The sequence below is a fragment of the Arhodomonas sp. SL1 genome, from assembly GCF_052060015.1.
In the GTDB taxonomy this organism is placed as follows: Bacteria; Pseudomonadota; Gammaproteobacteria; order Nitrococcales; family Nitrococcaceae; genus Arhodomonas.
Genome location: NZ_JBPODZ010000001.1, coordinates 228,208 through 251,768, shown reverse-complemented (window position 1 = coordinate 251,768; position 23,561 = coordinate 228,208). Strand labels below are relative to the sequence as shown.

27 protein-coding genes are annotated in these 23,561 nt (G+C 69.5%); 13 read left to right on the top strand and 14 right to left on the bottom strand.

Annotated features, from left to right (window positions below):
• Positions 1-17: 17 nt before the first annotated feature.
• From ACQ754_RS01190 to ACQ754_RS01180, 3 genes are all read right to left on the bottom strand, one after another.
• On the bottom strand, positions 18-446 hold the full coding sequence (locus ACQ754_RS01190) for an OmpA family protein (protein ID WP_440995153.1): 429 nt from the start codon (positions 444-446) through the stop codon (positions 18-20).
• A 15-nt stretch (positions 447-461) separates the two neighbouring features.
• A complete protein-coding gene (locus ACQ754_RS01185) occupies positions 462-1,676 on the bottom strand; it encodes a toxic anion resistance protein (RefSeq protein ID WP_440995152.1) in 1,215 nt (404 codons plus the stop codon).
• 144 nt (positions 1,677-1,820) lie between these two features.
• Entirely contained in the window at positions 1,821-3,776 is a 1,956-nt protein-coding gene (locus tag ACQ754_RS01180) for a winged helix-turn-helix domain-containing protein (protein WP_440995151.1), read from the bottom strand.
• Positions 3,777-3,931: 155 nt separating this feature from the next.
• On the opposite strand from ACQ754_RS01180, the gene ACQ754_RS01175 reads away from it, so the two are divergent.
• Both ACQ754_RS01175 and ACQ754_RS01170 read left to right on the top strand, forming a co-directional pair.
• Entirely contained in the window at positions 3,932-4,537 is a 606-nt protein-coding gene (locus ACQ754_RS01175; protein ID WP_440995150.1) for a DUF1326 domain-containing protein, read from the top strand.
• 27 nt (positions 4,538-4,564) lie between these two features.
• Positions 4,565-5,299 carry a DUF2182 domain-containing protein gene (locus tag ACQ754_RS01170; RefSeq protein ID WP_440995149.1) on the top strand — a complete coding sequence of 245 codons (735 nt, stop codon included), beginning with the start codon at positions 4,565-4,567 and terminating at the stop codon, positions 5,297-5,299.
• Positions 5,300-5,308: 9 nt separating this feature from the next.
• On the opposite strand, the gene ACQ754_RS01165 is transcribed toward ACQ754_RS01170, so the two are convergent.
• The 8 genes from ACQ754_RS01165 to ACQ754_RS01130 form a co-directional block, all read right to left on the bottom strand.
• On the bottom strand, positions 5,309-6,076 hold the full coding sequence (locus tag ACQ754_RS01165; RefSeq protein WP_440995148.1) for an enoyl-CoA hydratase: 768 nt from the start codon (positions 6,074-6,076) through the stop codon (positions 5,309-5,311).
• Positions 6,077-6,105: 29 nt separating this feature from the next.
• Positions 6,106-7,884 carry an acyl-CoA dehydrogenase gene (locus tag ACQ754_RS01160; protein ID WP_440995147.1) on the bottom strand — a complete coding sequence of 593 codons (1,779 nt, stop codon included), beginning with the start codon at positions 7,882-7,884 and terminating at the stop codon, positions 6,106-6,108.
• Positions 7,885-7,895: 11 nt separating this feature from the next.
• Positions 7,896-8,720, bottom strand: a complete 825-nt coding sequence (locus tag ACQ754_RS01155; RefSeq protein WP_440995146.1) for a M23 family metallopeptidase — start codon at positions 8,718-8,720, stop codon at positions 7,896-7,898.
• A 59-nt stretch (positions 8,721-8,779) separates the two neighbouring features.
• Entirely contained in the window at positions 8,780-9,670 is an 891-nt protein-coding gene (locus tag ACQ754_RS01150; protein WP_440995145.1) for a metal ABC transporter permease, read from the bottom strand.
• Positions 9,624-10,388, bottom strand: a complete 765-nt coding sequence (locus ACQ754_RS01145) for a metal ABC transporter ATP-binding protein (RefSeq protein ID WP_440995144.1) — start codon at positions 10,386-10,388, stop codon at positions 9,624-9,626. The genes ACQ754_RS01150 and ACQ754_RS01145 overlap by 47 nt, the downstream gene beginning before the upstream one ends.
• Positions 10,385-11,308: a metal ABC transporter solute-binding protein, Zn/Mn family gene (locus ACQ754_RS01140; protein WP_440995143.1), complete on the bottom strand. Its 924-nt coding sequence runs from the start codon at positions 11,306-11,308 to the stop codon at positions 10,385-10,387. Before ACQ754_RS01140 ends, ACQ754_RS01145 begins: the two co-directional genes overlap by 4 nt.
• Before the next feature lie 35 nt (positions 11,309-11,343).
• Complete coding sequence (locus ACQ754_RS01135; protein WP_440995142.1) at positions 11,344-11,826, bottom strand: Fur family transcriptional regulator; 483 nt, start codon at positions 11,824-11,826, stop codon at positions 11,344-11,346.
• 87 nt (positions 11,827-11,913) lie between these two features.
• Positions 11,914-12,225, bottom strand: coding sequence for an MTH1187 family thiamine-binding protein (locus ACQ754_RS01130; RefSeq protein WP_440995141.1), 312 nt, complete (start codon positions 12,223-12,225; stop codon positions 11,914-11,916).
• Positions 12,226-12,305: 80 nt separating this feature from the next.
• On the opposite strand from ACQ754_RS01130, the gene ACQ754_RS01125 reads away from it, so the two are divergent.
• The 7 genes from ACQ754_RS01125 (at position 12,306) to ACQ754_RS01095 (ending at position 17,600) form a co-directional block, all read left to right on the top strand.
• A complete protein-coding gene (locus tag ACQ754_RS01125) occupies positions 12,306-12,815 on the top strand; it encodes a glycine zipper 2TM domain-containing protein (protein WP_440995140.1) in 510 nt (169 codons plus the stop codon).
• Positions 12,816-12,817: 2 nt separating this feature from the next.
• Positions 12,818-13,051, top strand: coding sequence for a hypothetical protein (locus ACQ754_RS01120; protein WP_440995139.1), 234 nt, complete (start codon positions 12,818-12,820; stop codon positions 13,049-13,051).
• 2 nt (positions 13,052-13,053) lie between these two features.
• Positions 13,054-13,728: a response regulator transcription factor gene (locus tag ACQ754_RS01115; protein WP_440995138.1), complete on the top strand. Its 675-nt coding sequence runs from the start codon at positions 13,054-13,056 to the stop codon at positions 13,726-13,728.
• Positions 13,725-15,071 carry an ATP-binding protein gene (locus ACQ754_RS01110; protein ID WP_440995137.1) on the top strand — a complete coding sequence of 449 codons (1,347 nt, stop codon included), beginning with the start codon at positions 13,725-13,727 and terminating at the stop codon, positions 15,069-15,071. The genes ACQ754_RS01115 and ACQ754_RS01110 overlap by 4 nt, the downstream gene beginning before the upstream one ends.
• Positions 15,072-15,097: 26 nt before the next feature.
• Positions 15,098-15,463, top strand: coding sequence for a TraR/DksA family transcriptional regulator (locus tag ACQ754_RS01105; protein WP_440995136.1), 366 nt, complete (start codon positions 15,098-15,100; stop codon positions 15,461-15,463).
• 97 nt (positions 15,464-15,560) lie between these two features.
• Positions 15,561-16,826 carry a tRNA uracil 4-sulfurtransferase ThiI gene (gene thiI, locus ACQ754_RS01100; protein ID WP_440995135.1) on the top strand — a complete coding sequence of 422 codons (1,266 nt, stop codon included), beginning with the start codon at positions 15,561-15,563 and terminating at the stop codon, positions 16,824-16,826.
• Positions 16,827-16,880: 54 nt separating this feature from the next.
• The gene (locus ACQ754_RS01095) at positions 16,881-17,600 is read left to right on the top strand and encodes a DUF502 domain-containing protein (protein ID WP_440995134.1); all 720 of its coding nucleotides are present in this window, start codon (positions 16,881-16,883) and stop codon (positions 17,598-17,600) included.
• Positions 17,601-17,623: 23 nt separating this feature from the next.
• Here the strand turns inward: ACQ754_RS01095 and ACQ754_RS01090 are convergent, their stop codons facing one another.
• On the bottom strand, positions 17,624-18,010 hold the full coding sequence (locus ACQ754_RS01090; RefSeq protein WP_440995133.1) for a DUF423 domain-containing protein: 387 nt from the start codon (positions 18,008-18,010) through the stop codon (positions 17,624-17,626).
• 80 nt (positions 18,011-18,090) lie between these two features.
• Here ACQ754_RS01090 and ACQ754_RS01085 point away from each other — a divergent pair, with 80 nt between their 5' ends.
• A complete protein-coding gene (locus ACQ754_RS01085) occupies positions 18,091-19,404 on the top strand; it encodes a pyridoxal phosphate-dependent aminotransferase (protein WP_440995132.1) in 1,314 nt (437 codons plus the stop codon).
• Between the two features lie 72 nt (positions 19,405-19,476).
• Entirely contained in the window at positions 19,477-19,794 is a 318-nt protein-coding gene (locus ACQ754_RS01080) for an HPF/RaiA family ribosome-associated protein (RefSeq protein ID WP_440995131.1), read from the top strand.
• A gap of 427 nt (positions 19,795-20,221) precedes the next feature.
• On the opposite strand, the gene ACQ754_RS01075 is transcribed toward ACQ754_RS01080, so the two are convergent.
• On the bottom strand, positions 20,222-20,380 hold the full coding sequence (locus ACQ754_RS01075; protein ID WP_440995130.1) for an entericidin A/B family lipoprotein: 159 nt from the start codon (positions 20,378-20,380) through the stop codon (positions 20,222-20,224).
• Positions 20,381-20,606: 226 nt separating this feature from the next.
• Between ACQ754_RS01075 and ACQ754_RS01070 the strand changes: the two genes are divergently transcribed.
• Positions 20,607-21,947: an MATE family efflux transporter gene (locus ACQ754_RS01070; RefSeq protein WP_440995129.1), complete on the top strand. Its 1,341-nt coding sequence runs from the start codon at positions 20,607-20,609 to the stop codon at positions 21,945-21,947.
• Positions 21,944-22,888: a DMT family transporter gene (locus tag ACQ754_RS01065; protein WP_440995128.1), complete on the top strand. Its 945-nt coding sequence runs from the start codon at positions 21,944-21,946 to the stop codon at positions 22,886-22,888. The genes ACQ754_RS01070 and ACQ754_RS01065 overlap by 4 nt, the downstream gene beginning before the upstream one ends.
• Here the strand turns inward: ACQ754_RS01065 and tsaA are convergent.
• The gene (gene tsaA, locus ACQ754_RS01060; RefSeq protein ID WP_440995127.1) at positions 22,848-23,561 is read right to left on the bottom strand and encodes a tRNA (N6-threonylcarbamoyladenosine(37)-N6)-methyltransferase TrmO; all 714 of its coding nucleotides are present in this window, start codon (positions 23,559-23,561) and stop codon (positions 22,848-22,850) included. The genes ACQ754_RS01065 and tsaA overlap by 41 nt on opposite strands.

The following is a 23,561-nucleotide window of genomic DNA, read 5'->3' as shown; positions in this document are numbered from 1 at the left end:
CTGTGATCTCAATGGGATTACGGCGTGAGCCGGACCTCGGCCCGGGCGAGGCGCGCCTGGTAGCCGCGTTCCCCCTCGTCGGGACGCCGCTCGAGGGGCTCGCTGCCGCCGACGCCGTGGGTGGCGATGCGCTCACCGGCGATCCCCGCCTCGCGCAGGCGCTCGGCGACGGCGGCCGCCCGCTCCCGGCTCAATGCCTGGTTCGCCGCCGGGTCGCCGCGGGTGCCGGTATGCCCGACCACCACCGCCCGGTAGCGCGGCTGGCGGGCCATGGTGGCCGCGATTCGCTCCACCTGGCGCCCCCCGGCCTCGGAGAGGGTCGTGCCGCGGACGAAGTCCACCGCATAGGTGCGGGGCTGGTGATCCCTGCCAATGTAATCCAGCCCGACGGCCGCCACCACCGCCAACACGATCAGCGCCAACCCGAAATAGCGTCTCGGCTCCATCAGGCGGCTAGGTGGTCAGACTTCCAGGGCATTGCCCGCGCCCTCGCCGCTACCCACGGCCTCCCGCGCCTCTTCCTGCTGCACCCGATCCAGGCGTTCCCTTGCCTTGCCGATCTCGCCTTCCAGGGCATCCACGGTTTCCTTCATGCTGTCCAGGGCCTTGACCTTGTACTCGGACATCTCGTCCATGGTCGCGTAGATATTGGTGAACGCGCTCTGCAGCTTCTCCAGGTCCACCCCCGAGCTGGCGGCCTGCTCGTGGATGCGCCCCGACTGCTCGCGCATCAGCTCGCTGGTGCCCTGGATCACATCGCCGGTGGTCTCGTTCAGCGCCTCGATCTGCTCGAGGACCAGGCGCTGGTTGGTCAGCGCCTGGGCGACGATGGTCGCCGTGCGCAGCGCCGAGATGGTCACGCTGGTGGCACGCTCCACGCCCTTGATCAGCTCGAGATTGTTCTTGCGGATCATGTCCAGGGCCATATAGCCCTGCACCGCCACCGCGAGCTGGCTCTGCAGGTCCTGCACCTTCTGCCGGGTGTAGAACAACAGCTCCTCGCGCACCGCCCGCGCCTTGTGCTCGTTTTGCTGCTCGATCTCGCTGATACGCGTCTCCAGGGCCTCGTCGATGCGCCGGCCAAGGTAGACGTACTCCTCGAGCTTGTGCATCACCTCCCAGAGGTGGCGCTTTTCCTCCTCGATGGAGGCGTTATCGCGCTGGAGCTCGTCGCGCCCCCGATACAGCGATTGGATGATGGCATCGATATGGGACTGGGCGGACTGGTACTCGCGGAAGTAGTCCCGGAGCTTGTTGCCCCAGGGGATGAAGCCGAACAGCTTTTTGGGCTCGAAGAGATCACCGCGGCGGGACGGGTCGAGGGACTCCACCGTACTGCGCAGCTCGATCAGCGAGCGGGAGACGTCGCTGTCGCCGGACAGCGCCCCCTGGTCCATGGCCTTGACCGGTTTGTCGAGCAGCCGGTTGGAGACATTGGCCGCCTCGCGGATATACTGATTGCCCATCTGATGGGCGCTACGCACCGCCTCCTTGAACGCCTCGCTCTCGGGCTCGGCCTCCACCACACCGGCGACGAAGGACTCCGCGCGCTCGGCGAGCGCCTGCCGGCGCTCCTCGGCCAGCGGCACCTTGCGCTCCGCCTCGTCGGGTTCCATTTTCGGCGCAGGCGCCGGGGGCTGCAGCGTATCGCCGCCGTTCTCTGCTGTGGCACTCATGGGGGTACGGTTCTCCAAGCATCGTCACGGGGCAAGTCCGTCGGGCAGTATGCCCCCCGCCATTGATACCCATCAACCGGCGCGGGAAACGGGGCCACTGCGTGGTTCGCGTCTACACCGGGAGAAGGGGCACTGGGGGGGCGTTCAGGATGAGCGACCGGGATCGCGATAGCGGTATCCCACCCCGGTGACCGTCTGGATGCAACCCGCCCAGGGACCCAGTTTCCGGCGGAGGGCGGCGACCACGGCATCGACCTTGTTGCTCCACCCGGCGTAACTACTGCCCCAGACCTCGCGGAGGAGGGTCTCCCGGGAAACGGCCCGACCCGCATGGTCACGCAGGTAAGCCAGCAGGCCGAACTCCAGCGGTGTCAGCGGGATCCGCTGCCCGTCCACCACCAGCTCCCGGCCCTCCCGGTCGACGATCTCCGGCGGCCGCTCGAGACCGAGCTCGCCTGCCGCCAGCCCCGCCAACCAGCCGTCGACGGAGTCCGGCCCGAAATCCAGGACGGCGGTGTGGTACGTCCGTCCGTCCAGGTTCACGGCCGGTTCCGGGAGCACACGGAAACCGAGCTGCGCCGCCACGCCGGCGTACGGCACCAAATCATTCAAGGTCAGGTAGACCCGGCGCAGCCCCGGACGCATCTCCATATAGGTCCGCTTGAGATCCAGCCAGGCCGCGGCCTGCACCTCACCGGGGCGTTCCCCCTGCCGCGCGTCGAGCCAGCGACGGACGAACAGCGCGGTGGCCCCGGCGGGGATGGGATTGCTGCGGAGATGCTCCTGCCAGGCGGACGCCACCGGGTCGTCGGCCAGTACTGCCGGATCCACCTCGGACGCGACGAAGCGGCAACAAAACCCCTCGCAGGCCTGCTGCCAGCCGCGAACGACCATGAAGGCATCCGGGTGCCGGCCGAGCCACCGCTCCAGGCTCTGTGCACCGTCCCTGCCCTCCTGGGAGCGTATAATCGCCCGCACGGCCGCGTGGTCGTCGCGTTGGGCATGTTCCACGGACAGCCGGGTGGCCCCCGACGGAAAGAACGCCTCCCGGCACACCGGGTTCTCGATGAGGTAGAGCATGTCCGCGGTATAGCGCCAGAGATCCCGCCGGCCGGCCCCCGCCGCCTGCTCCGCCAGGGCGCCCCAGGCGCGTTGGCGGTACTCCAGATAGCGCGGCGGGTCCCGTGCCCGCAGCGCCTGGGCCAGGGCGTCGCGAACGGCCTCGTGGACGCGCAGGCCATCACCGGCCGTTTCGGTGAACGGGAGATCCCGGAGACCGTCATAGGCCGCCTCTGCGTCGACATCGGGGAACATGGCGGCGAGTAATGGCACGGTAACGCGCCGGATCACCGCCGCCCCATCGATCACCCGACGCAGCACCGGCTCACGCACCTCCTCCAGGTAGATCCCCGTGAGCATATCCATTACCTGCTGCAAAGGCGCCTCCCCGAGCTCGGGGCCACGCAGGCCTTCCAGGGTATGGGCGGCGAGCCGTAGGGCCAGGGGATGGCCGTGTAACCCCGCAGCCAGGTCAGGACACCGCGCCGGCGGGACGCCATCACGGCCCAGCAGCGCGACCGCATCCGCGGGGGCCAGGGGCCCGAGGGACAGCTCGAGGGTGAGCTCCTCCCAGCCGCCGGAGAGCCAGCCGGGGGCCAGGGGATACCGACCCGCCAGGACCACCCGGGCGTTGTCATGGAGGTAGGGGATGAAGCGCATCCGCAGCCAGGCGTCGAGCAGGCGGAACACCTCGAACCCGTCCAGCGCCAACAGCACGGGGACTCCAGCGGCGGACAGCCCCGCGGCCATGCGCTCGGGGGCGCCGGGCGAAAGCCCTGCCACTTCACCAAGCGCCTCCAGGAAGCAATCGGGGGTAGGCTCGATACCGCGGCAGTCCAGGGGAACGATGGCGAGGCCGCGCCGGCGCGCATCCGCCAGGAGGCACCGCAGCAGCGTCGACTTCCCGATACCCGGCAGGCCATGGATATGGGCGATCCGCGGGCCGTCCCCCCGATACAGGGCGCGCAACCGACCGAGCTCGATCTCACGCCCGACGGCATCGGCAGCGGAGCGGTCCGCCAGCAACTCCCCGACTTGCATGGGCCGATTCCCCCGATTGCCCTCTCCTGTTAAGCGTAATCGTCGCGCGACGCCCTGCCAGGCGTTCCTCATGAAATCCTCATCCGCCGGTCACCCCCTCACCGCCCCCACGGGCTATACCTGTGGTGCGCGGAAACACAACGGAGGAGACGATCATGGCTTCCGACTGGCACATCGAGGGCACCTACTTCGAGGCCTGCACCTGCAAGGGCGCCTGCCCCTGCCTCTACGGGGGCGAGCCCACGGAGGGCACCTGCGACGCACTGGTGGCCTGGCACATCGAGCACGGCAGATTCGGGGAGGTACGCCTTGACGGCCTCAATCTGGCGATGGCGCTGCACACCCCCGGCAACATGACCGATGGCGACTGGAAGGTGGTGGTCTATGTGGACGACGACGCCGACGGCGATCAGCACGAAGCGCTGGTGCGGATCTACGGCGGCGAGGCCGGGGGCCACCCGGCCGTACTGGCGTCCTTCGTGGGCGAGATCCTCGGCGTGGAGCGCGCGCCGATGACGTTCAGCGCCGACGGGCGGCGGCTGGGTGTGCGCATCGGCGAGCACGGCACCGCGGATATCGAGGCCATCGAAGGGCAGGCAGGCGACGAGGTGCGGATCAGCGGCCATCCGGTGGCCGTGTCCCCCGGCAATGACCTGACCGTGGCCCGCTCCCGGGCAGTCCGCCACGAGGGGCACGGCATCCGGCTCGATCTGGACGGCCGCACCGCCTATTACGCCCCGTTCCAGTACCAGGCGGGCTGAAGCGGCCCGCCCGGGGAGGTTTGCGCAATGAGTACCTTTACGGCCTCGGCGCGTTTTCGCCAGCAGTGGCTCCTGCTCGGCAGTATGGCCATCCTGGCCGCCGTATCCTGGATCCACATGACCCGGATGGCCGGCATGATGCCGGCCATGCCGGCGCGGGACATCCCCTTCGGCCCCACCTTTACCATGTGGTCCGTAATGATGGTGGCGATGATGCTACCGGGGGTACTGCCAAACCTCTCCGCATTCGCCGCCTATGAACGAAAGCGGCTCGGCGGTGGGTCTGCCAGCCCCTATCTCTACGCCGCCGGCTACCTGCTCGCCTGGGTCGGTTACGCCGCCGCCGCGACCTTGGCCCAACAAGGCCTGCACGCCCTGTCGTTGCTCTCGGCGTCCAAGCACCTGGACAGCCCCCTGCTAGGGGGCGCCGTCCTGCTGGCCGCCGGCGCCTTCCAGTGGAGCCCCTGGAAGGCATCCTGCCTGCGCTACTGCCGCAGCCCCTTCGGCCTCCTCGCCGGCGGCTGGCCGCCCGGCTCGTCGGCCGCGCTCCGCCTGGGGCTCCGACAGGGGCTTTACTGTATCGGCTGTTGCTGGGCGCTGATGCTGGTGATGTTCGTCTTCGGGGTGATGAACATCCTCTGGATGGCGCTGCTGACCCTGCTCATCCTGGCCGAGAAGGTGGTGGGCGCCCCGCGGCGCCTGGCACAGGCCACGGGGCTCGCCCTGGCCGCCGGCGGCCTATGGCTCATGATCGGGGCGTAACCCCCTATCTCAGCGCTTGAGGAAGCGATCGATCCCGTTCTGCGCGTCCGGCTCCATCATGTTCCGGGCCATGGTCCGGCTGGCCTCGGCATAGGCCTCCGGGAGGACCATGCCCAGCTGGCGGTAGAACAGCTGCTTGCCGAGGCGCAGCGCCGCCGGGCTCTTGGAGGCGATGGTCGAGGCGAGGCGCTGGACCTCCGCGGCGAGCTCATCGTCGGGGACGGCACGGTTGATGAGCCCGATCTCCGCGGCGGTGCCCGCGTCGATGAACTCCCCGGTAAGCAGCATCTCCATGGCCCGCTTGGCCGAGACATTCCGGCTCACCGCCACCGATGGGGTCCCGCAGAACAGCCCCAGGTTGATCCCCGAGGTGGCGAGCCGGGCGGACTCGCCGGCGATGGCGAGGTCGCAGGCGGCCACCAGCTGGCAGCCGGCGCCGGTGGCAATGCCCTGCACCTGGGCGATCACCGGCTGGGGCAGGCGGTTGATGGCCAGCATCATGTCACTGCAGGCCTGGAACAGCGCATGGTGATCGTCCTCGCTCTCGCCGCTGCGCACCTCGGCGAGGTCATGACCGGCGGAAAACGCCTTGCCCTCGGCGGCGATGACCACCACGCGCACCGACTCGTCCGTCGCCGTTTCCTCGAGGATGCCGCGAAGCTCATCGAGGAGGCTACGGGTCAGCGGATTGTAGCGCTCCGGCCGGCAGAGCGTGAGGGTGAGCACCCCTTCGTCGTTCCGGGAGCGCGTCAGCTCCTGTTCCATTACGGCGGCCATGTCGTTTCCTCCCCCGTTCATCGGTGTTCTCACAGCTCCCCCGTCACGGTGGCGGTGGGGACGCCCGCGACCACACTACCTGGTGTACGCGCCGCGCGGCCATAGGCGGCAGCCCGGGGCAGCAGGTGGGCGGCGTAGAAGCGCGCGACCTCCAGTCGGGCCTGGTGGAAGGCATCACCACCCTCCGCCCGGTCGGCGGAGATCCGGGCGCAGCGCGCCAGCAACCAGCCGCCGGCGGTAAATCCGGCCTGCATCAGCAACGGGAAGGCCGCACCCCCAGCGGTGGCCGGATCCCCGCCCTCCCGCAACGCCCAGTCGGTGCTGCGGCGCAGATCGGATACGGCCGCCACCACCGCACTGCCCACCTCGGAGAGTGCCTCCGAGGCGTAGTCACCGAGACCCTCCACGTCCGCGGCCATCTCGTCGAGCAGGGCGTGCATGGCCGCGCCACCGTCGCGCAGCAGCTTGCGGCCCATGAAGTCATTGGCCTGGACACCGTTGGTGCCCTCGTAGATGGCGGCGATGCGCACGTCGCGCAGGTACTGGGCGGCACCGGTCTCCTCGATATAGCCCATGCCGCCGTGGACCTGGATCCCGGTGGAGGCCACCTCGATGCCCATCTCCGTGGACCAGGCCTTCACCACCGGGATGAGCAAATCCGCCCGCGCCTGTTGGCGGCGGCGTTCGTGGCCGTCCGTAGAACGGCGGGCCCGGTCCATGGCGGCGGCGCCGGCATAGGCCAGCGCCCGCATGGCCTCGTTGGCGGCCTTCATGGTGAGCAGCATCCGGCGCACATCCGGATGGCCGACGATGCCCGCCTCGCCGGTGACGGTACGCCCCTGCACCCGCTCCGCCGCGTACGCCGCCGCCTGCTGGTAGGCCCGCTCGCCGATGGCCAGCCCCTGCAGGCCGACCTTGTGGCGGGCCTCGTTCATCATGGTGAACATGTACTCGAGGCCACGCCCCTCCTCGCCCACCAGATAACCCACGGCCCCAGCGCCCTCGCCGAAGACCATGGTGCAGGTGGGGCTCGCGTGGATGCCGAGCTTCTCCTCCAGGCCCACGCATTGGAGGTCGTTGCGGGCGCCCGGGCTGCCGTCCGACTCCGGCAGGTACTTGGGCACGATGAACATGGAGATACCCTTCACCCCCTCCGGCGCATCGGGGGTACGGGCGAGCACCAGATGGATGATGTTCTCCGCCATCTCGTGCTCGCCCCAGGTGATGTAGATCTTCTGGCCGAACAGGCGGTAGGCATCGCCGTCGCGTTCGGCGCGGGTGCGGATGGCACCGAGATCGGTGCCCGCCTGGGGCTCGGTGAGGACCATGGTGCCGGTCCACTCGCCGCTCACCAGCCGGCTAAGGTAGAGCGCCTTCTGATCCTCGCTGCCATGGCGTGTCAGCGCCTCGATGGCCCCGGCGGTGAGCATGGGGCATAGGGAAAGTGCCAGGTTGGCGGACTGCCACATCTCCTGGGTGGCGGTAGCGACCAGGTTGGGCAGGCCCATGCCCCCGTGGTCCGGGTCGCAGGCGATACCGTTCCAGCCCGCCTCGACATAGGCCCGATAGGCCTCGGCGAAGCCTTCCGGGACGGTGACGCGGCCATCGGCCAGCCGGGCGCCTGCGCGGTCCCCTGGAGCGTTCAGGGGGGCCAACTCGCCGGCGGCGAAGCGGGCCGCCTCCTCGAGTACCGTGGTGACCGTATCCGGGGTGGCCTCCTCGTAACCGGGGAGGGCGGCGATGCCCTCCAGCCCCAGCACCTCGTCGATGAGATAGCGCATGTGGCGCGTCGGCGCGGTGTAACTCATGGCTCGCTCCCTCAGCTCCCCGGCATCGGCGGCACCAGCGACGACGGGTCCACCCGGCGGTCGAACCAGTTCATCCGCCAGTCGAGATGTGCCCCGGTGACCCGGCCGGTGGCCCCCACCTCGGCAATGGTCTCCCCCTGGCGTACCCGCTCGCCCTCGGCAACGTGGATGGCCGAGAGATGGAGGAAGGCCGAAGAGACGCCGTGGCCATGGTCCAGCAGCAGGGTGCCACCGGAGAAGAACATGTCCTCGTGGACCAGGGTGACGACCCCGTCCGCCGGCGCCACCACCGGCGTGCCGCTGGGCGCGGCGATATCGATCCCGTAGTGGGGCCGGCGCGGCTCGCCGTTCAGGATGCGCTGGCTGCCATACACGCCCGTAATGGTCCCGTGCAACGGCCAACGCCACTCGCCGGTGAAATCGGTGCGCGGGTCGTCACGCCGGCGCGCCTCGCGCACCATCGCCGCCTCACGGCGGATGCGCTGCAGATCCTCCTCGCTGGGCGTGACCTTGCTCGGCGGCAGCCCGTCGATGCGCTGGATCTCGTAGTCGCGGGAGGCCACGTCCAGCGCCCGGCGGAGGCGCTCGCCATCCGGCCATTCCGCCACCAGCTCGGTGCGCTCGTCGGCATCCCGGTCCAGGCCGAATACGAAGCGTCCATCGCCGGCGATCTGGACCGGCCGGCCATCCACCTCCAGCGCGCCATTCCCGGGGGTCAGGGTACCGGTGACCAACGCACCCTGCACCGGTTCCCCGTCCAGGGTGATCTCGCCTGCCGCCACCGGCAACGCCGTCAACAGCCCTGCCAGCATCACCGCCATGGCACTCCGCCTCATGGGCCCTCTCCTGCCTACCTTCCGTTGGCCTGACTATACGGCAGTGCCCTCGCGAACGACTATGGCCCGGTGGGCGTTTCGTCGGGTCTCCGCCGGCGCAGGAGCCGCCGGCACACACCCCGTGCCAGCACAGAGACCGCAAACAGGACGCACAGGGTGAGCACGATGGTCGCGCCCACCGGCCAGTCCGGACCCCAGGCCACGGTCAACCCGAGGTAGCTGCCGAACGCCGCGAGCGCCCCGGCCAGCCCCATCATCGCCCCCAGCGAGCGCACCCACTGACCGGCGATGGCGGCCGGGAGGCTGAGGAGCGCGATGAGCAGTATCAATCCCGAGACCTGCACCAGGATGACCACCGTCACCGCCACCAGGCACAGGAGCAGGATGTGAAAGAACCCCGCGGGGACGCCGCGAAGCCGGGCGAACTCCGGGTCGAAGCACACCGCCACGAACTGGCGGTAGAACACCACCAGCACCACCAGCATGGCGACGTCCAGGGCCGCCATCAGCCAAAGCACGCCGGGATCGGCCAACAGGATATTGCCAAAGAGATAGCCGAAGAGATCGGTGCGGTAGCCCTCGGTCTGGGCGATGAACAGGATACCCACCGCCATGCCACCCGCCCACAGCGCGCCGATGAGCATGTCCTCATCGGCGTGCAGCCGAAGGTTTACCCAGCCGATCACCAATGCGGCGAGCAATGCCGCTACCAGCGCCCCCGCCAGCGGGTCGGCACCGAGATACCAGGCGACGCCCATCCCGCCGAGCACCGAGTGGGCGATGCCGCCGGCGAGGTAGCCGATACGCCGCACCACCACGAACGGACCGATAAGCCCGGAGGCCACCGAGGCCAGCAGGATGCCCAGTGCGGCCTGCTGCAGGAAGGGCTGGGTGAGCAGCGCCTCAATGAACCCCATGGCCACCCCCGTGCCGATGGTCCACGTGGGCATGGTCGACCATGCGCACCGGGTGCCCGTAGAGGCGCTCGAGCATATCCGGCGCCAGCGGCTCGGCGGTGTGGCAGACCAGCTCGCGGTTCAGGCAGGCCACGTGGGTGACGTACTCGCTGACGAAGCCGATATCGTGGCTGACCACCACGATGGTCATGCGCTCATTGAGCCGCTTGAGCAGGCCGAAGAACGCCCGTTCGGCCCGGGGGTCAATGCTCGCGGTGGGCTCGTCGAGGAGCAGGATGCGCGGGCCCACCGCCAGGGCCCTGGCGATGAGCACGCGCTGGAGCTGCCCCCCGGAGAGCGCCCCGATGCTGCGATCCGCCAGATCGCCGACCTCCGCCTCTTCCATGGCGGCCTCGGCCTTCGCCCGCCGGGCGTCGCCATAGCGGGGCCCGAGCTGCCAGGGACCGAGGGTGCCGGAGAGCACCACATCGCGGACACTGATGGGAAAGCCTCGGGAAAAGCCGGCGTACTGTGGGACGTAACCCAGCGAGCGCTTGGCCCGACGGGGGGAGACACCGAGCACCCGGACGCGCCCGCGGCTCGGCCGCATCAGCCCGAGGATCACCTTCAGCAGCGTGCTCTTGCCGCTACCGTTCGGGCCGACGATACCCAGGAACTCCCGGTCACCGACCTCCAGGGAGACATCGTCCAGGGCCACCACATCCTCGTCATAGGCCGCCGTGACCCCCTCCAGCTCGATCACCGCGGTCACTCCAGGGCCTCCGCCATCCGCCGGCTCACCCGTTCCATGTTGTCGATATAGTCCTCGGCCAGTGGATCGATGCCCACCACCGCGCCCCCGATGGCCTCCGCCACCGTCTGCGCGCTGCGTTGGCTGAACTGGTCCTGGACGAAGACCACGCGCACCCCCATCTCGCGAAGCTCGCCGATGAGGTCACTGAGCCCCGCCGGGCCGGGCTCCTTGCCCTCCACCTCGATGGCCCGCTGCGTCAGACCGTAGCGGTCGGCGAAGTAGCCCCAGGAGGGGTGGAACACCGCGAAGCTCCGGCCCTCATAGGGGGCTAGGCGTTCGGCGATGCGGCCATCCAGGGCCTGCAGGCGCTCGGTATACGCCACGGCATTGGCCCTGTAGGCCTCGGCCCCTTCCGGATCCGCCGCGCTCAGCGCCGCGCGGATGCGCTCCACCAGGGCGACGACGTTGCGCGGCGAGGTCCAGATGTGTGGGTCGGCACCCTCCGGGTCCACTCCGCCACCCGCGTGGTCGCCGACTTCCTCGTGCTCCTCGTGATCATGGCCGTGTCCGTCGCCCTCGTGCCCATGCGCGTCAATGGCGCGGAGCGCCACCACCTCACGGAGATCGACCACCGCCATCTCCGACGCGTTCGCCGTCAGCCGGGGCATCCAGGAGCGCTCGAAAGGTACCCCCACGCGAAAGAACAGCTGCGCGTCCACCATGGCGGCCAGGCGACGCGGGCTCGGATCAAAGGTGGCCGGGCTCTCCCCTTGCCGGACCAGCGAGGTGATCTCCACGCGCTCGCCGCCTACGGCTTTCACAAAGGTCTTGACCGGCAGGACGCTGGTATAGACCACCAGCGGCGGTGCCGCCGTCAGTGGCGCCGCGAACACGGCGGAGAGGACAAAAACGGCGCGGTGCAGCCACTGCCTGGACATGATTGACTCCCTAAAAAACATAAGAAAAGGCCGGGTCAGTGGCAGGCGGGGCACAGCCCCGCCAGCTCCACCGTCTGGTGCTGCAGGCGGAAACCCTGATGGGCGGCATGGGCCTCCAGGAGGCCATCCACGTCGGGCTCCTCCATCTCGGCCACCCGCTCGCAGGCAGTGCAGATGAGGAAATGCCCGGCGTGCGGATGCTCCGGGGCGCCACAACCGATGAAGGCGTTCAGCGAGGTGAGCCGGTGCACCAGCCCCAGCTCCATGAGGAAATCGAGGGCCCGGTAGACGGTGGGCGGCGCCACGGGGCGTTCCCCCTCGGCCAGGGCGCGCATCAGATCATACGCCTTGGCCGGCCGGTGGTTGCGCCAGACCAGCTCCAGCACCCGCCGGCGCTGGGCGGTCAGCCGCGCGCCCCGCTCCCGGCAGAGGCCTTCGGCCCGCTCCAGGGCGTCCGCCACGCACGCTTCGTGGTCGTGACCCTCCCTCGGAAAGGGCGTGAGCACCGTCTCCGACATCCGCAACACCTCCTTGAATAAGGCCCAGGGGCCTGTGCTCTGGGCCCTTTCCACTAATCGTTATGCTATTACATAATCATGTTACTGTCATCCACCGTCCTCCTCGAGCTGCTGGCGCGCCCGTTCCACCGTCTCGGCCAGGCCCTGCTCCCGGTCGGTTCGGGTGTTGAGCTTCAGGGTGCTGGTGATCCGCACCGCCCCCATCGCGTGCACCGTCTCATGACAGCGCCTTACCGCCGCAGTCACGGCATCCCACTCGCCGGCGATGTTGGTGCCGTTGGCATGGAGCTCGATCTCCAGGCCGGCCTCCTCGAACACCCGCTGGCAGGCAGCGATATAGGGGGACAGCGAAACCCCGGCCCCGATGGGAATAAGGCTCAACTCGGCGTTGACCTGCATGGCGGCCTCCACTGTTCAGCGTTGGTTCAGCCCGTGGCCTCGACAATAGCACCACGGTCCCAGTCAGGAGGTAAACGACCATGCGCAAGCGCCTAATCGCCCTGTCCCTCAGCCTTGCCGCCACCCCGGCACTGGCCGCCGGCGGCACCGAGTACGCGAAGGTGACCCGGGTGGAGCCGATCACCCGGACGGTGGAGATCAACGAGCCCCGCGAGGAATGCTGGTACGAGACTGTCCGTTATCGCGACCGCAGCGACGGTAACGGCACGGCCGGCCTCGTCCTCGGCGGCATCGCCGGCGGTGTCCTCGGCAACCAGGTGGGCGGCGGCAATGGCCGCAAGGTCGCCACGGTGGCCGGCACCATCCTTGGCGCCGGTGTCGGCCAGGAGTTCGCCCGACGGGGACGCGACCGCGGCCCGGAGTACCGCCGGGAACGCCGCTGCGAGACCGTCCACGAGACCCGCTACGAGCAACGCAACGTCGGCTATGACGTGCATTACCGCTATCATGGCAGTGAATACGTGACCCGGATGGACCGTCACCCCGGTGATCGCATCCGGGTGCGGGTCGACGTCACGCCCCTGGAGTAGTCATGGGCAAACGCCTCTGCATCGCCGTGTTCCTGCTGGCCGCCGCCCCGGTGCTCCTCGCCCGGGGCGGCGATCTGGACCGTGCGGTGCGCGAGGCGGAAGAGCGCACCGGCGGTGAGGTGATCGCCGCCGAGACCGTTACCCGTGGCGACGGCCGCCAGGTCCACCGGCTGCGGGTCCTGATCGGCGAGGGGCGCGTCCGGGTTCTGGAGATCCCCGCCAGGGACGACCGCTGAAGATGCGGGTTCTGATCATCGAGGACGAGCCGGCCCTGCGCGGCGAGCTCCGCGAGGCACTGAGCACGCAGGGGTTCGTGGTGGACGAGGCCGCCGACGGGAATGAGGGTGCCTACATGGCCCGGGAATACCCGATCGACCTGGCGGTGGTGGATCTGGGCCTGCCGGGAACCGACGGGCTCACCCTCATCCGGGCGCTGCGCACGGCCGGTCGTGACTATCCGGTGCTCATACTCACCGCGCGCAGCCGCTGGCAGGAGAAGGTGGCCGGGCTGGAGGCAGGGGCCGATGACTACCTGGTCAAGCCCTTCGCCATGCCGGAGCTGCTCGCCCGGCTGCAGGCCCTACTCCGGCGCGTCGGTGGCTGGGCCGAAGCGGTGCTCCGCCACGGCCCGATCAGCCTCGATACCCGCACCGAGGCCGTGACCTTGGGCGGCGAGCCGGTGACCCTCACCGCCTACGAGCATCGCCTGCTGGCCTACCTCCTCCACCAGCGCGGGCGCGTCCTCTCCAAGGGCGAGCTCATGGAGCACCTCTACGCCGACGACGACCAGCGCGACAGTAACGTCCTGGAGGTATTCATCCGACGGCTGCGGCGCAAGCTCACCACCGCGGAGGGCTGGCAGCCCATCGAGACCCTGCGCGGCCGCGGCTACCGCGTGGCACCGCCGCCGTGACCGCCTCCCTGCACCGGCGGCTGTTGGTGACCGCCGCCGCCGTCACCCTCACCTTCGGTATCGTCACCGCCCTCGGCCTGGAGGCCGCATTCCGCGAAAGCGCCCTCGCCGCCCAGCGTGACCGCCTCCGCGCTAGCGTTCACACCCTGTTGGCCGGGGCGGAGATCGAACCCGACGACATCCGGCTGCGCGGGGAGATCGCCGCCCCCCGCCTGACCCAACCCGGCAGCGGGCTCTACGCCTGGGTGGTCACACCGGATAACGAGATCGCCTGGCGCTCCCCCTCGGCAGTCGGGCGGACCCTATCCCCGCCGACCAGCCATGCCCCGGGCACCATCGAGCTGTCGCGGGGGGACGGCCACTTCCGCATGGACTACGGTGTGGAATGGGAGCCCGTCACGGGCCCGACCCGCCGCTTCACCATCACCGTAATGGAGTCGGAGAAGGCCTTCCTCAGCCAGATCCGGGCCTTCCGTCAAACCCTGGGGGCCTGGCTGGGCCTCGGCGCCGCGGGCCTTCTCGGCGCCCTCTGGCTTGCACTGCGGTGGGGACTGACACCCTTGCGCCGGGTCGCCGCGGAGGTGGAGGCGATGCAGGCCGGCCGCGCGGCGTCCATCGGCGGGCACTACCCCCGGGAGATCGCCCAGCTCACCGAGCGCATCAATGCCCTGGCCCGCGCCGAGCGCGAGCGAAGCCGCCGCTACCGCGAGACCCTGGACAACCTCGCCCACAGCCTGAAGACCCCGTTGGCGGTGCTTCGGGGGGCCCTTTCGCGCCGTACAGCGGAGGATCTGGACGCCGCCGGCGAGCAGCTGGCGCGCATCGACCGCCAGATCGAGTACCACGTGCGCCGCAGCGGCGCGGGACAACTCGCCGGCGGGGGTCACACCGTGGTCGAGCCCGTGGTACGGCGGCTACTGCGGGCGCTGCGCCACGCCCACCCGGACCGGCCCCGGCGCGCCGAGCTCGATTGCCCGCCCGGGCTGTGGTACGCGGGCAGCGAGGATGACCTCATGGAGCTGCTGGGCAATCTCCTGGACAACGCCTGGCGCCATGCCCGCGGCGAGGTCCGCATCAGCGGCGGTCGTTGCACCGACTGCCAGTGGAGGACCCCCATGATCGTGCTCTGCATCGACGATGACGGCCCGGGCATCCCCGAGGCCGTTCGTGAGGGGGTGCTCGCGCGGGGGGCGCGGCTGGACCAGCGGGACCCCGGCGAGGGGATCGGGCTGGCGGTGGTCGGTGAGCTGGTGGCCCAGGTGGATGGCGGCGTCACCATCGACACCGCCCCGGGCCTCGGCGGCACCCGTGTGACCCTGACCCTGCCGGGAGGGTCGGATTGAACGCCTTGGCACGGTAGAATGCAGCAATGGGTACCGATCATGATCGCCTGGACCTGGACGCCCTCCGCGCGCGGCTCGTCGAGCGGCACGAAGCCCTGCTCGCCGGCGATGCCACCCGCCGCGAGGCCGCCGACACCGTGGAGCTCGATCAGCAGCGCAACGGGCGTCTGACCCGTATGGACGCGCTGCAGGGGCAGGCCATGGCCCGGGCGCGTAACGAGCGGGCCCGCAACGAGATTACCCGTATCGAGGCGGCGCTGAAGCGCCTGGACGCCGGGACGTACGGCGATTGCCTGCGCTGTGCGGAACCCATCGACCCGCGGCGCCTGAACGCCGACCCCGCGGCGGTGCTGTGCATCGACTGCGCCGAGGCCTCGTCCGGGTCGCGTTGAGCCCGCCGCTACCCGCCGGTTCGCCCGCCGCGCGGGACATAGCAACGCAGCGGGCATAGAATACCCGCCCTCCTCGTCTTCACCATCTTACGGAACCATGTCGTTCAACCGAATCCTTGTCCATTACGCCGAGGTTGCCCTCAAGGGCAAGAACCGCCGCGACTTTGAGAGCCGGCTGCGGCGCAACATCCGAATCCGTCTGCAGCGGGAGGGACTGGACTGGGCGGTGCGCCGCGGCCGCGACCGCATCGTCGTCCACCCCGAGCGCGGGGATGAGCCTGGAATGGAACGGGCGCTGGCGGCCCTCGGTGAGATCGCCGGCATCGCAACCTACGCGCCGACGGTGTTCATTGACCAGGGAAGGCTACGGGCCGGCGGCGAGCCCGACCCGGAGATCGTGGCCAGCGAGGTGTTGGCCCTCGCCGGCGCCGAGCCTGCCGAGGGTCGCAGCTTCGCCGTGCGCGTGCGTCGCGCCGACAAGGGCTTTCCCCTGCGCTCCGACGAGCTCGCCCGACACCTGGGGACGAGGATCATCGGCGAGACTGACTGGCAGCGGGTGGACCTGACCTCGCCCGGCCGCAGCTTCCACGTGGACATCTACCCCGAGGGGGTGTACGTCTACCGGGACCGGTTCCGCGGCCCCGGCGGGCTTCCGGTGTTCTCCGGCGGCCACGTGCTCTCGTTGCTCTCCGGGGGGCTGGACTCCCCGGTGGCGGCCTGGCTGATGGCCAAGCGCGGCTGCCGGGTGGACTTCCTGCACATGACCGCTGCCCATGTCCACCCCGGTGATGCGGCCGATAACCTGGTCGCCCGGATCGCCCGGCACCTCAGCCGTCGCACCCTGCGCTCGCGGCTGATGCTGGTGCCTTATATCCACTTCGACATGGCACTCATGGGCCACGAGACCCGGGGCTACGAGATGATCCTGTTCCGGCGGTTCATGACCCGGCTCGCCGAGCGCGTCGCCGGCCAGTGGCACGCGGCCGCGCTGGTCAGCGGCGACAGCCTCGGCCAGGTGGCCTCCCAGACCCTGGCCAACATGGTCAGCAACTCCCAGGCGACGACGCTACCCATCCTCCGGCCACTGGTGGGCCTGGACAAGCACGAGATCGTGGAGCGGGCCCGCGCCCTGGGCACCTTCGAGCTCAGCACGGAGAGCTACAAGGACTGCTGCGCGCTGCTCAGCCGTCGGCCCCAGACCAACTCCCGCCACGGGCGCCTGGAGGCGATGGAGCAGCAGCTCATCGCTGACTACGACGCACTCATCGAGGCGAGCCTCGCCGACGCGTTGGTGCTGCACTTCACCACCGGCGAGCTCACCAGCGTAGAGCCGGCGCTGTCACCCGGCGAGCAGGCGGGGTAACCTCGACCCCAGCGCTGCCGCAGGCAGGGCGCAGGCAACGCACAGGAGCGCCAATTGACGGCACGGATCCGCAACTACTTTCTAGCGGGTGTGCTCACGGTGATCCCGATATGGATCACCTGGGTGGTCTTCCGCTTCGTCGCCCAGCGGCTCTCCGACGTGGGCCAACCCTGGGTGGCCACCGTCGCCGGGCTGGTCCGCCCCTATGCGCCGTGGCTCGCCGATCTCATGGCCACGCCGACCTTTGCCAACGTCCTCGGGCTGCTACTGACGGTCTTCGGGCTGGTACTGCTGGGTTGGGCCAGCAGCCGGGTGGTGGGCCGGCGGATCATGGAGGGGGTGGATGGCCTGATCGGCCGAATCCCCTTCGTCGAGAAGATCTACGGTGCAACCAAGGCGCTGCTCGGCGCGCTGCAGCAGCAGCCCGGTGACGTCCAGCGGGTTGTGCTCATCGCCTTTCCCCATCAAGGGATGAAGACGGTGGGCTTCGTCACCCGAGTGGTCACCGACCGCAGCACCGGGCAGCGCATTGCCGCCGTCTACGTGCCCACCACCCCCAATCCTACCTCCGGCTACCTGGAGCTGGTGCCGGTCGATGACCTCACCGCCACCGACTGGACCATGGATCAAGCCATGAGCTTCGTGATCTCCGGCGGTACCGTCGCCCCGGAACAGATCGACTACCACGAGGGCGTGGAGCCGCCGGAGGAGATCGATGCGGGCCGCGCCCGCACGGACGCGGCGACGCCGGGTGAGTCCGGCCCGCGCCGGTGACCCCGGGCGGCTGCGTGCCAGGCTCAGGCCCGCAGCGCATGCACCGCGAGCAGCCCCCAGCCGATCACCCATAGCACGCCCCCCACCGGGGTAACGGCGCCAAAGACGCCGATGTCTGTGAGGCACAGCAGGTAGAGGCTTCCGGGGAAGATCACCAGCCCCGTCGTATGACACACCGCTGTGGCGCGCAGCCAGGGCGAACTTTCACGTACCGCCAGCACCCCGACCAGGAGCATCCCGAGGGCGTGCGCCATCTGATAGCGCACTGCCGTCTCCCACACCGCCAACCGCTCCGGGCTCAGCACCCCCTCCAGGGCATGGGCACCAAAGGCGCCCAGGGCCACGCCCAGCATCGCCGCCAGCGAGCCAATGGCCAGGCTGCCCCGGCCACTAGTCGTTCCCTGCGTCATAGAATGCACCCTCGATTTGCGTGACGGATCGTAATACGCAAAAATAACAACTATCCACCCATTCGATCCGGAGTCGACCCGTGGACGAGAGCAACACCCGCAGCGACGGCGATGCCCTTTCCCCCCACATCCATCTCAACCTCAACGTACGCGGCCTCGGTCCCTCCGCGACACTGGCCATCAACGAGCGCTCCGCGGCGTTGCAGCGACAGGGGCGCGAGGTCTACCGGCTGGGACTCGGCCAATCCCCGTTCCCCGTCCCGGACCACGTGGTCGCCGCCCTGCGCGAGCACGCCCACGAGAAGGACTACCTCCCGGTGAAGGGGCTCGCCCCCCTGCGCGAAGCCGTCGCCGGCTACTTCCAGCGCACCGAGGGCCTGGACTACGCACCGGAGAACATCCTCGTGGGGCCGGGCACCAAGGAGCTGATGTTCATCGTCCAGCTGGTCTACTATGGTGATCTGGTGATCCCCACACCAAGCTGGGTCTCCTACGCCCCTCAGGCCCATATCCTCGGCCGCCAGATCCGCTGGCTGCCCACCGATCCCGCCACCGGTATGGGCGTGACCGCCGACGCCCTGGAGGCCCTGTGCCGCACCGACCCGGAGCGCCCCAGGCTGCTGATCTTGAACTACCCGGGCAATCCCACCGGCATCGCCTACTCCCCGGAGCAGCTACAGGCCATCGCGGAGGTGGCCCGGCGATACCGAGTCCTGGTGCTCTCCGACGAGATCTACAGCGGCACGCGGTTCGACGGCGAGCATATCTCGCTGGCCCGCTATTACCCCGAGGGCACGGTGATCAGCAACGGCCTGTCCAAGTGGTGCGGTGCCGGGGGGTGGCGGCTCGGGGCCTTCGCCTTCCCGAGCCAGCTCCGCTGGCTCCTCGACGGCATGGCCGCGGTGGCCAGCGAGACCTTCACCTCCACCAGCGCGCCGATCCAGCACGCCGCCATTGCCGGTTTCAGCGGTGGGCCTGCTATGGACCGCTACCTCGCCGACAGCCGGCGCATCCTGCAGGCGCTGGCGGGCTTCTTCCACGATACCCTCACCGCGGCCGGGGCCCGCTGCCGGCCCGCCCAGGGCGGCTTCTACCTGTTCCCGAGCTTCGAGCCCCTGCGCGAACGCCTCGAGGCCCGCGGCATTGGCGATAGCGTAACCCTCTGCGAGCGCCTGCTCGAGGAGACCGGCGTCGCGGTGCTGCCCGGCAGCAACTTCGGCCGTCCCTCCTCGGAGCTGTCGGTGCGCCTCGCCTATGTCGACTTCGACGGCAGACCCGCGCTGGAGGCGGCCGCCGGCGAGACGGTGGATGAGGCGTTCCTGCGCCGCCACTGCGCCCGCGTGGTCACTGCCGCCGAGCGCATGGCGGCCTGGGTGAGCCGGGACGGCGACTGACGGGGACGGTGCCTTGGAAACGGCGGCCCGCGCCTTCAGTTAGATAGGCGTAATGGCGCAAAAGGAGGAAACATGGAGCTTCAGGTCAATCCGGCGGAGGGTATCGAGACCTCCGCGGCCCTCGAGGACCACATCCGTGCCAAGCTCGCCGGCGTGGAGCGGCGCTTCGGCGACCGCATCACCCGCGTGGAGGCCTATCTCAAGGACGTCAACGCCGGCAAGGGGGGCGTGGACACCGCCTGCACCCTGGAGGCCCACCCCGCCGGGCTCCAACCGGTAGTAGTGGAGGCCGACGCCACCGACGCCTACACCGCCAGCCATGAGGCGGCGCGCAAGCTGGAGAAGGCCCTCGCCCACCGCTTCGCCAAGGCCGACGGGCCACGTCGCTGAGCGTTTTGCTACCGGCGGCAGGCCCCTGCCGCCGGAATGACCCGTGGCCCTGGCGCTGTCATCGTTTTTTCACAGAAGCTGTGGATAACTCTGTGAACAAACCGTAGAGACCCTTCCCGGGACCTTGCCAGCGCTGGCCTAACGCTGAATTGGCCAAGTTTTCGGCGCCTCCACGAAAGCCTGCAAATTCATCCGCTTATAATATTCTCGCGTTGTTTTCTTGACGCGGCGGCAACGCCTTGTCCCGCAATCTGGGGAGAGGCCATGGCTGTGTACAAATCCCCGAACAGCCCCTTGACAGGCAGTCTGTCAAGGGCGGCACGGGCCGATCAACGGACCGCCAGGGGACCACGTCGCGCTCATCCGGCGGCGGGGGGCCGGCGGAACCCCCTCGGGTAGTTAGCCAAGGGGTGGGAGACGGCGAAGCCTAGTCGGCCTCTTCCTCAATCGCCTCTCCCGCGTCCTGCATGTCCTCTCCTACCCCCTCCATGGTGTTACAGCCGGCGAGTACCAACAGCAGGATGAAGGCGAGCATCGGGCGGAGGGCGCGAAGCAACCAGAACATGAGCGTCTCCTTATGGTCCATCGTGGTTTTTCCCAGCATAGCACTCCCGGCTCGCCAGGCCCGCTGCCATGTGGATTATCCACGAGGGCTGTGGCCACAGTTGTGGAAAAACCGTAGAAACAAACTACAAGCTCATATTTTTGCACCAATTCCCCGAACCTGATCAAACACTGACCATCCAACCCTGTGACAGGCGCGAACGCCGCAGCGGTGGTATCCTGCCGCGACCTTTCGGCAAGGGAGCGAGATGACCCCCGAGGAACTCCATCGCACCGGCCTCGCCCGCGGCCTGTTCCAGATGACCTGGCCCATGCTCTTCGGGGTGGTCTCCCTGCTCGGCTTCCAGCTGGTGGACAGCGCGTTCATCGGCCAGCTCGGCGCCCGTCCGCTGGCCGCCCTGGGATTCACCATCCCCTTCATGCAGCTGGTCATCGGTACCCAGGTGGGCATCGGAATCGCCACCACGGCCCTGGTCTCACGCGCCCTCGGCGGCGGCGAGGGCAACCGCGCCCGCCGGCTCTGCGGGCTGGTGGTGATCACCGGCGCCGGCATCGTGCTGGCGCTGGTGCTCGCCCTATGGCTGGTGCGCGAACAAGCGGTGACACTGCTCGGCGCGGAACCCGAGCTGCTCCCCCTGATTCGGGCCTACTGGGCACCCTGGTTGGCCAGCGCATGGATGGGCGCGTTCCTCTATTTCGGCTACAGCGTGCTGCGCGCCCACGGCAACACCCGCATCCCCGGCCTCTGGATGGTGCTCACCAGCCTCCTCAACCTGGTACTGGATCCGCTCTACATCTTCGTCTTCGGGTGGGGCCTGCCCGGTGCCGCCTGGGCGACACTGACGGCTTTCACCCTCGGTACGCTGGCCGTCTATCCGGCGCTTTATCGCCGCGGCTGCATCCGGTTGGATGTCCGCGCCTTGGGCGTGCTGCGAGCCCTGGCGGGCATTGCCGGGATCAGCGGGCCGGCAATGATCAGCCAGCTCATGCCACCGATATCCGCGATGCTGGCCACCCGCATCGTGGCGGACTTCGGCCCGCAAGCCGTCGGCGCCTGGGGGCTCGGCACCCGTATGGAGTTCTTCTCCATTGTCGTCGTGCTCGCCCTGACCATGTCCCTGCCACCGCTGGTAGGGCGTCTCCGTGGCGCCGGCGACGTCGAAACCATCCGCCGCCTGGTGCGGCTGGCGACCACCTTCGTGATCGCCTGGCAGCTCGTCATCGCCGTTCTCTGGTTCGCCCTCAGCGCCCCCCTCGCGGGCCTGCTCAGTGCCGACACGGCGGTGGCCACCCGGCTCGCCGACTATCTCCGCCTGGTCCCCTGGAGCTTCGGTGGTCTGGGCCTGACCATGATCATGGTCTCGGTCAACAACGCCCTGGGCCTGCCGCTTCGGGCCATGGTCACCTCGGCATTGCGGCTGTTCGCCTGCTACCTCCCCGCGCTCTGGCTGGGCGCGCAGCTGATCGGTCTCACGGGGGTGTTCGCCGGCGCGCTGGCCGGAAACCTGGCCGCCGGGGCCGTGGCCTGGAGCCTCTACCGCGCCGGCATCCGCCGTATCCGCGAACCCGGTGGGGAGGCAACGCGATGACCGGGGAAATCACCACGCCGGCGGTGACCCGCGCCGCCGCGCTGCGCGGCGCGGCGCTGGTGGCCACCGCCGCCGGGCTGTGGAGCACCACCAGCATCGTCGCTCGTGTTGCCTTCACCGAGCACGCCCTGCCGCCACTGGTACTGGCCGCCCTGCGGCTGCTGCTCGCCGCACCCCTGTTCCTGGCCGCCGCCGCATGGATGCTGGGACGCCAACGGCTGCTACCATCCCGGGGCGCCTGGGCGTTCATCGCCGCCCTCGGTATTGCCCAGGCCGCCTACCAGGGCCTCTACCTCGGCGCGGTCCATTGGGTGGGCGCCGGTCTGGCTACCCTGGTTACGCTTTGCTCGGCCCCGGTGATCACCGCCGCCCTATCCGGGGCCCTAGTCGGTGAGCCGTTGACCCGACGCACGGCCGAGGGAATGGCCGGGGCGATCACGGGGACGGTCCTGGTGGTGGCCTTCGGCGAGACCCTCGTAACCGGGGCCACCCTGTGGCGGGGGATTGCCGCGGCCCTCGCCGCCGGCTTCGTCTACGCCGGCTTCACCCTCCTCTCCCGGCGGGTGGGCCATTACTGCCACCCCATGCAGAGTGCGGGCTTCGGGTTCGCCATCGGGGGCATCGCGCTCCTGCCGGCGGCGCTCTGGACGCTCTCCGAGGCAACGGTAGGACTGGGGACGCCTGCGCTGATCGCGGTCGGCTATATCACCCTGGTGCCGACCTTCCTCGGCTATATCGCCTTCTTCCAGGGCATGCGGGTCACCCCGGCCACCGCCTCCACCATCATCGTCACCCTCGAGCCGCTGGCGGTGGCCTTGCTGGCCTGGGTGCTCCTCGGCGAGTCCCTTGGCCCGTGGGGCATGGCGGGGGCGCTGCTGCTCATCGCCGCGGTGCTGCGGGTCACGGTCCTCGGTCCCCGGCCGGGCCGGCAAGGGGCGTGACAGAGATCACGCGAATCCCCGCCCCCTCGCCGCACCAGCGCACGTTGTAACCCGCCACGCTCATACCGTGACTACGGCCGGACTCGCCCCGGCGATACGCCGGACGGGGGTCCAGGGCGAGGGTCTCCAGGATCACGCGGCGCACAGTGGCCCCCGCGCGGTCCAGCGCCTGCTCCGCCTGGGGGCTCAGTACCACCGTCACCGGCTGCGGCGGCGCCTCGAAGCCGGACGGCGGCCGGGCATCGACGATGGCGTCGCTGTAGGGGATGTAGGGCTTGATGTCGTAGACCGGCGTCCCGTCCACCAGATCGTGACCGGAGAGTCGGAGCCCGCGCTGGCCCGCGCCGTCCAGCAGCCCCTCGAGGCGCACCGCCGAGAGACCCAGACCGTTCGGCCGAAACGGCGAGCGCGTGGCGAACACCCCCAGCCGGCGATTGCCCCCCAGGCGCGGGGGCCGCACCGTCGGCGTCCACCCCCCCTCCGGGTTCTCGTGGAAACCGAAGATCAGCCATACGTGGCTGCAGCCCTCGAGCCCACGCAAGGTGGCCGGGTCATCGAAGGGCGGCTCGAGCAGCAAGGCCGCCGTGGCCGCCGGCGCCAGCCCCGGCTGGCGCGGGGTCCCGAACTTCTCCGGAAAGCAGCCCTGAATGTGGCCGACCGGGGTCAGCTCCAC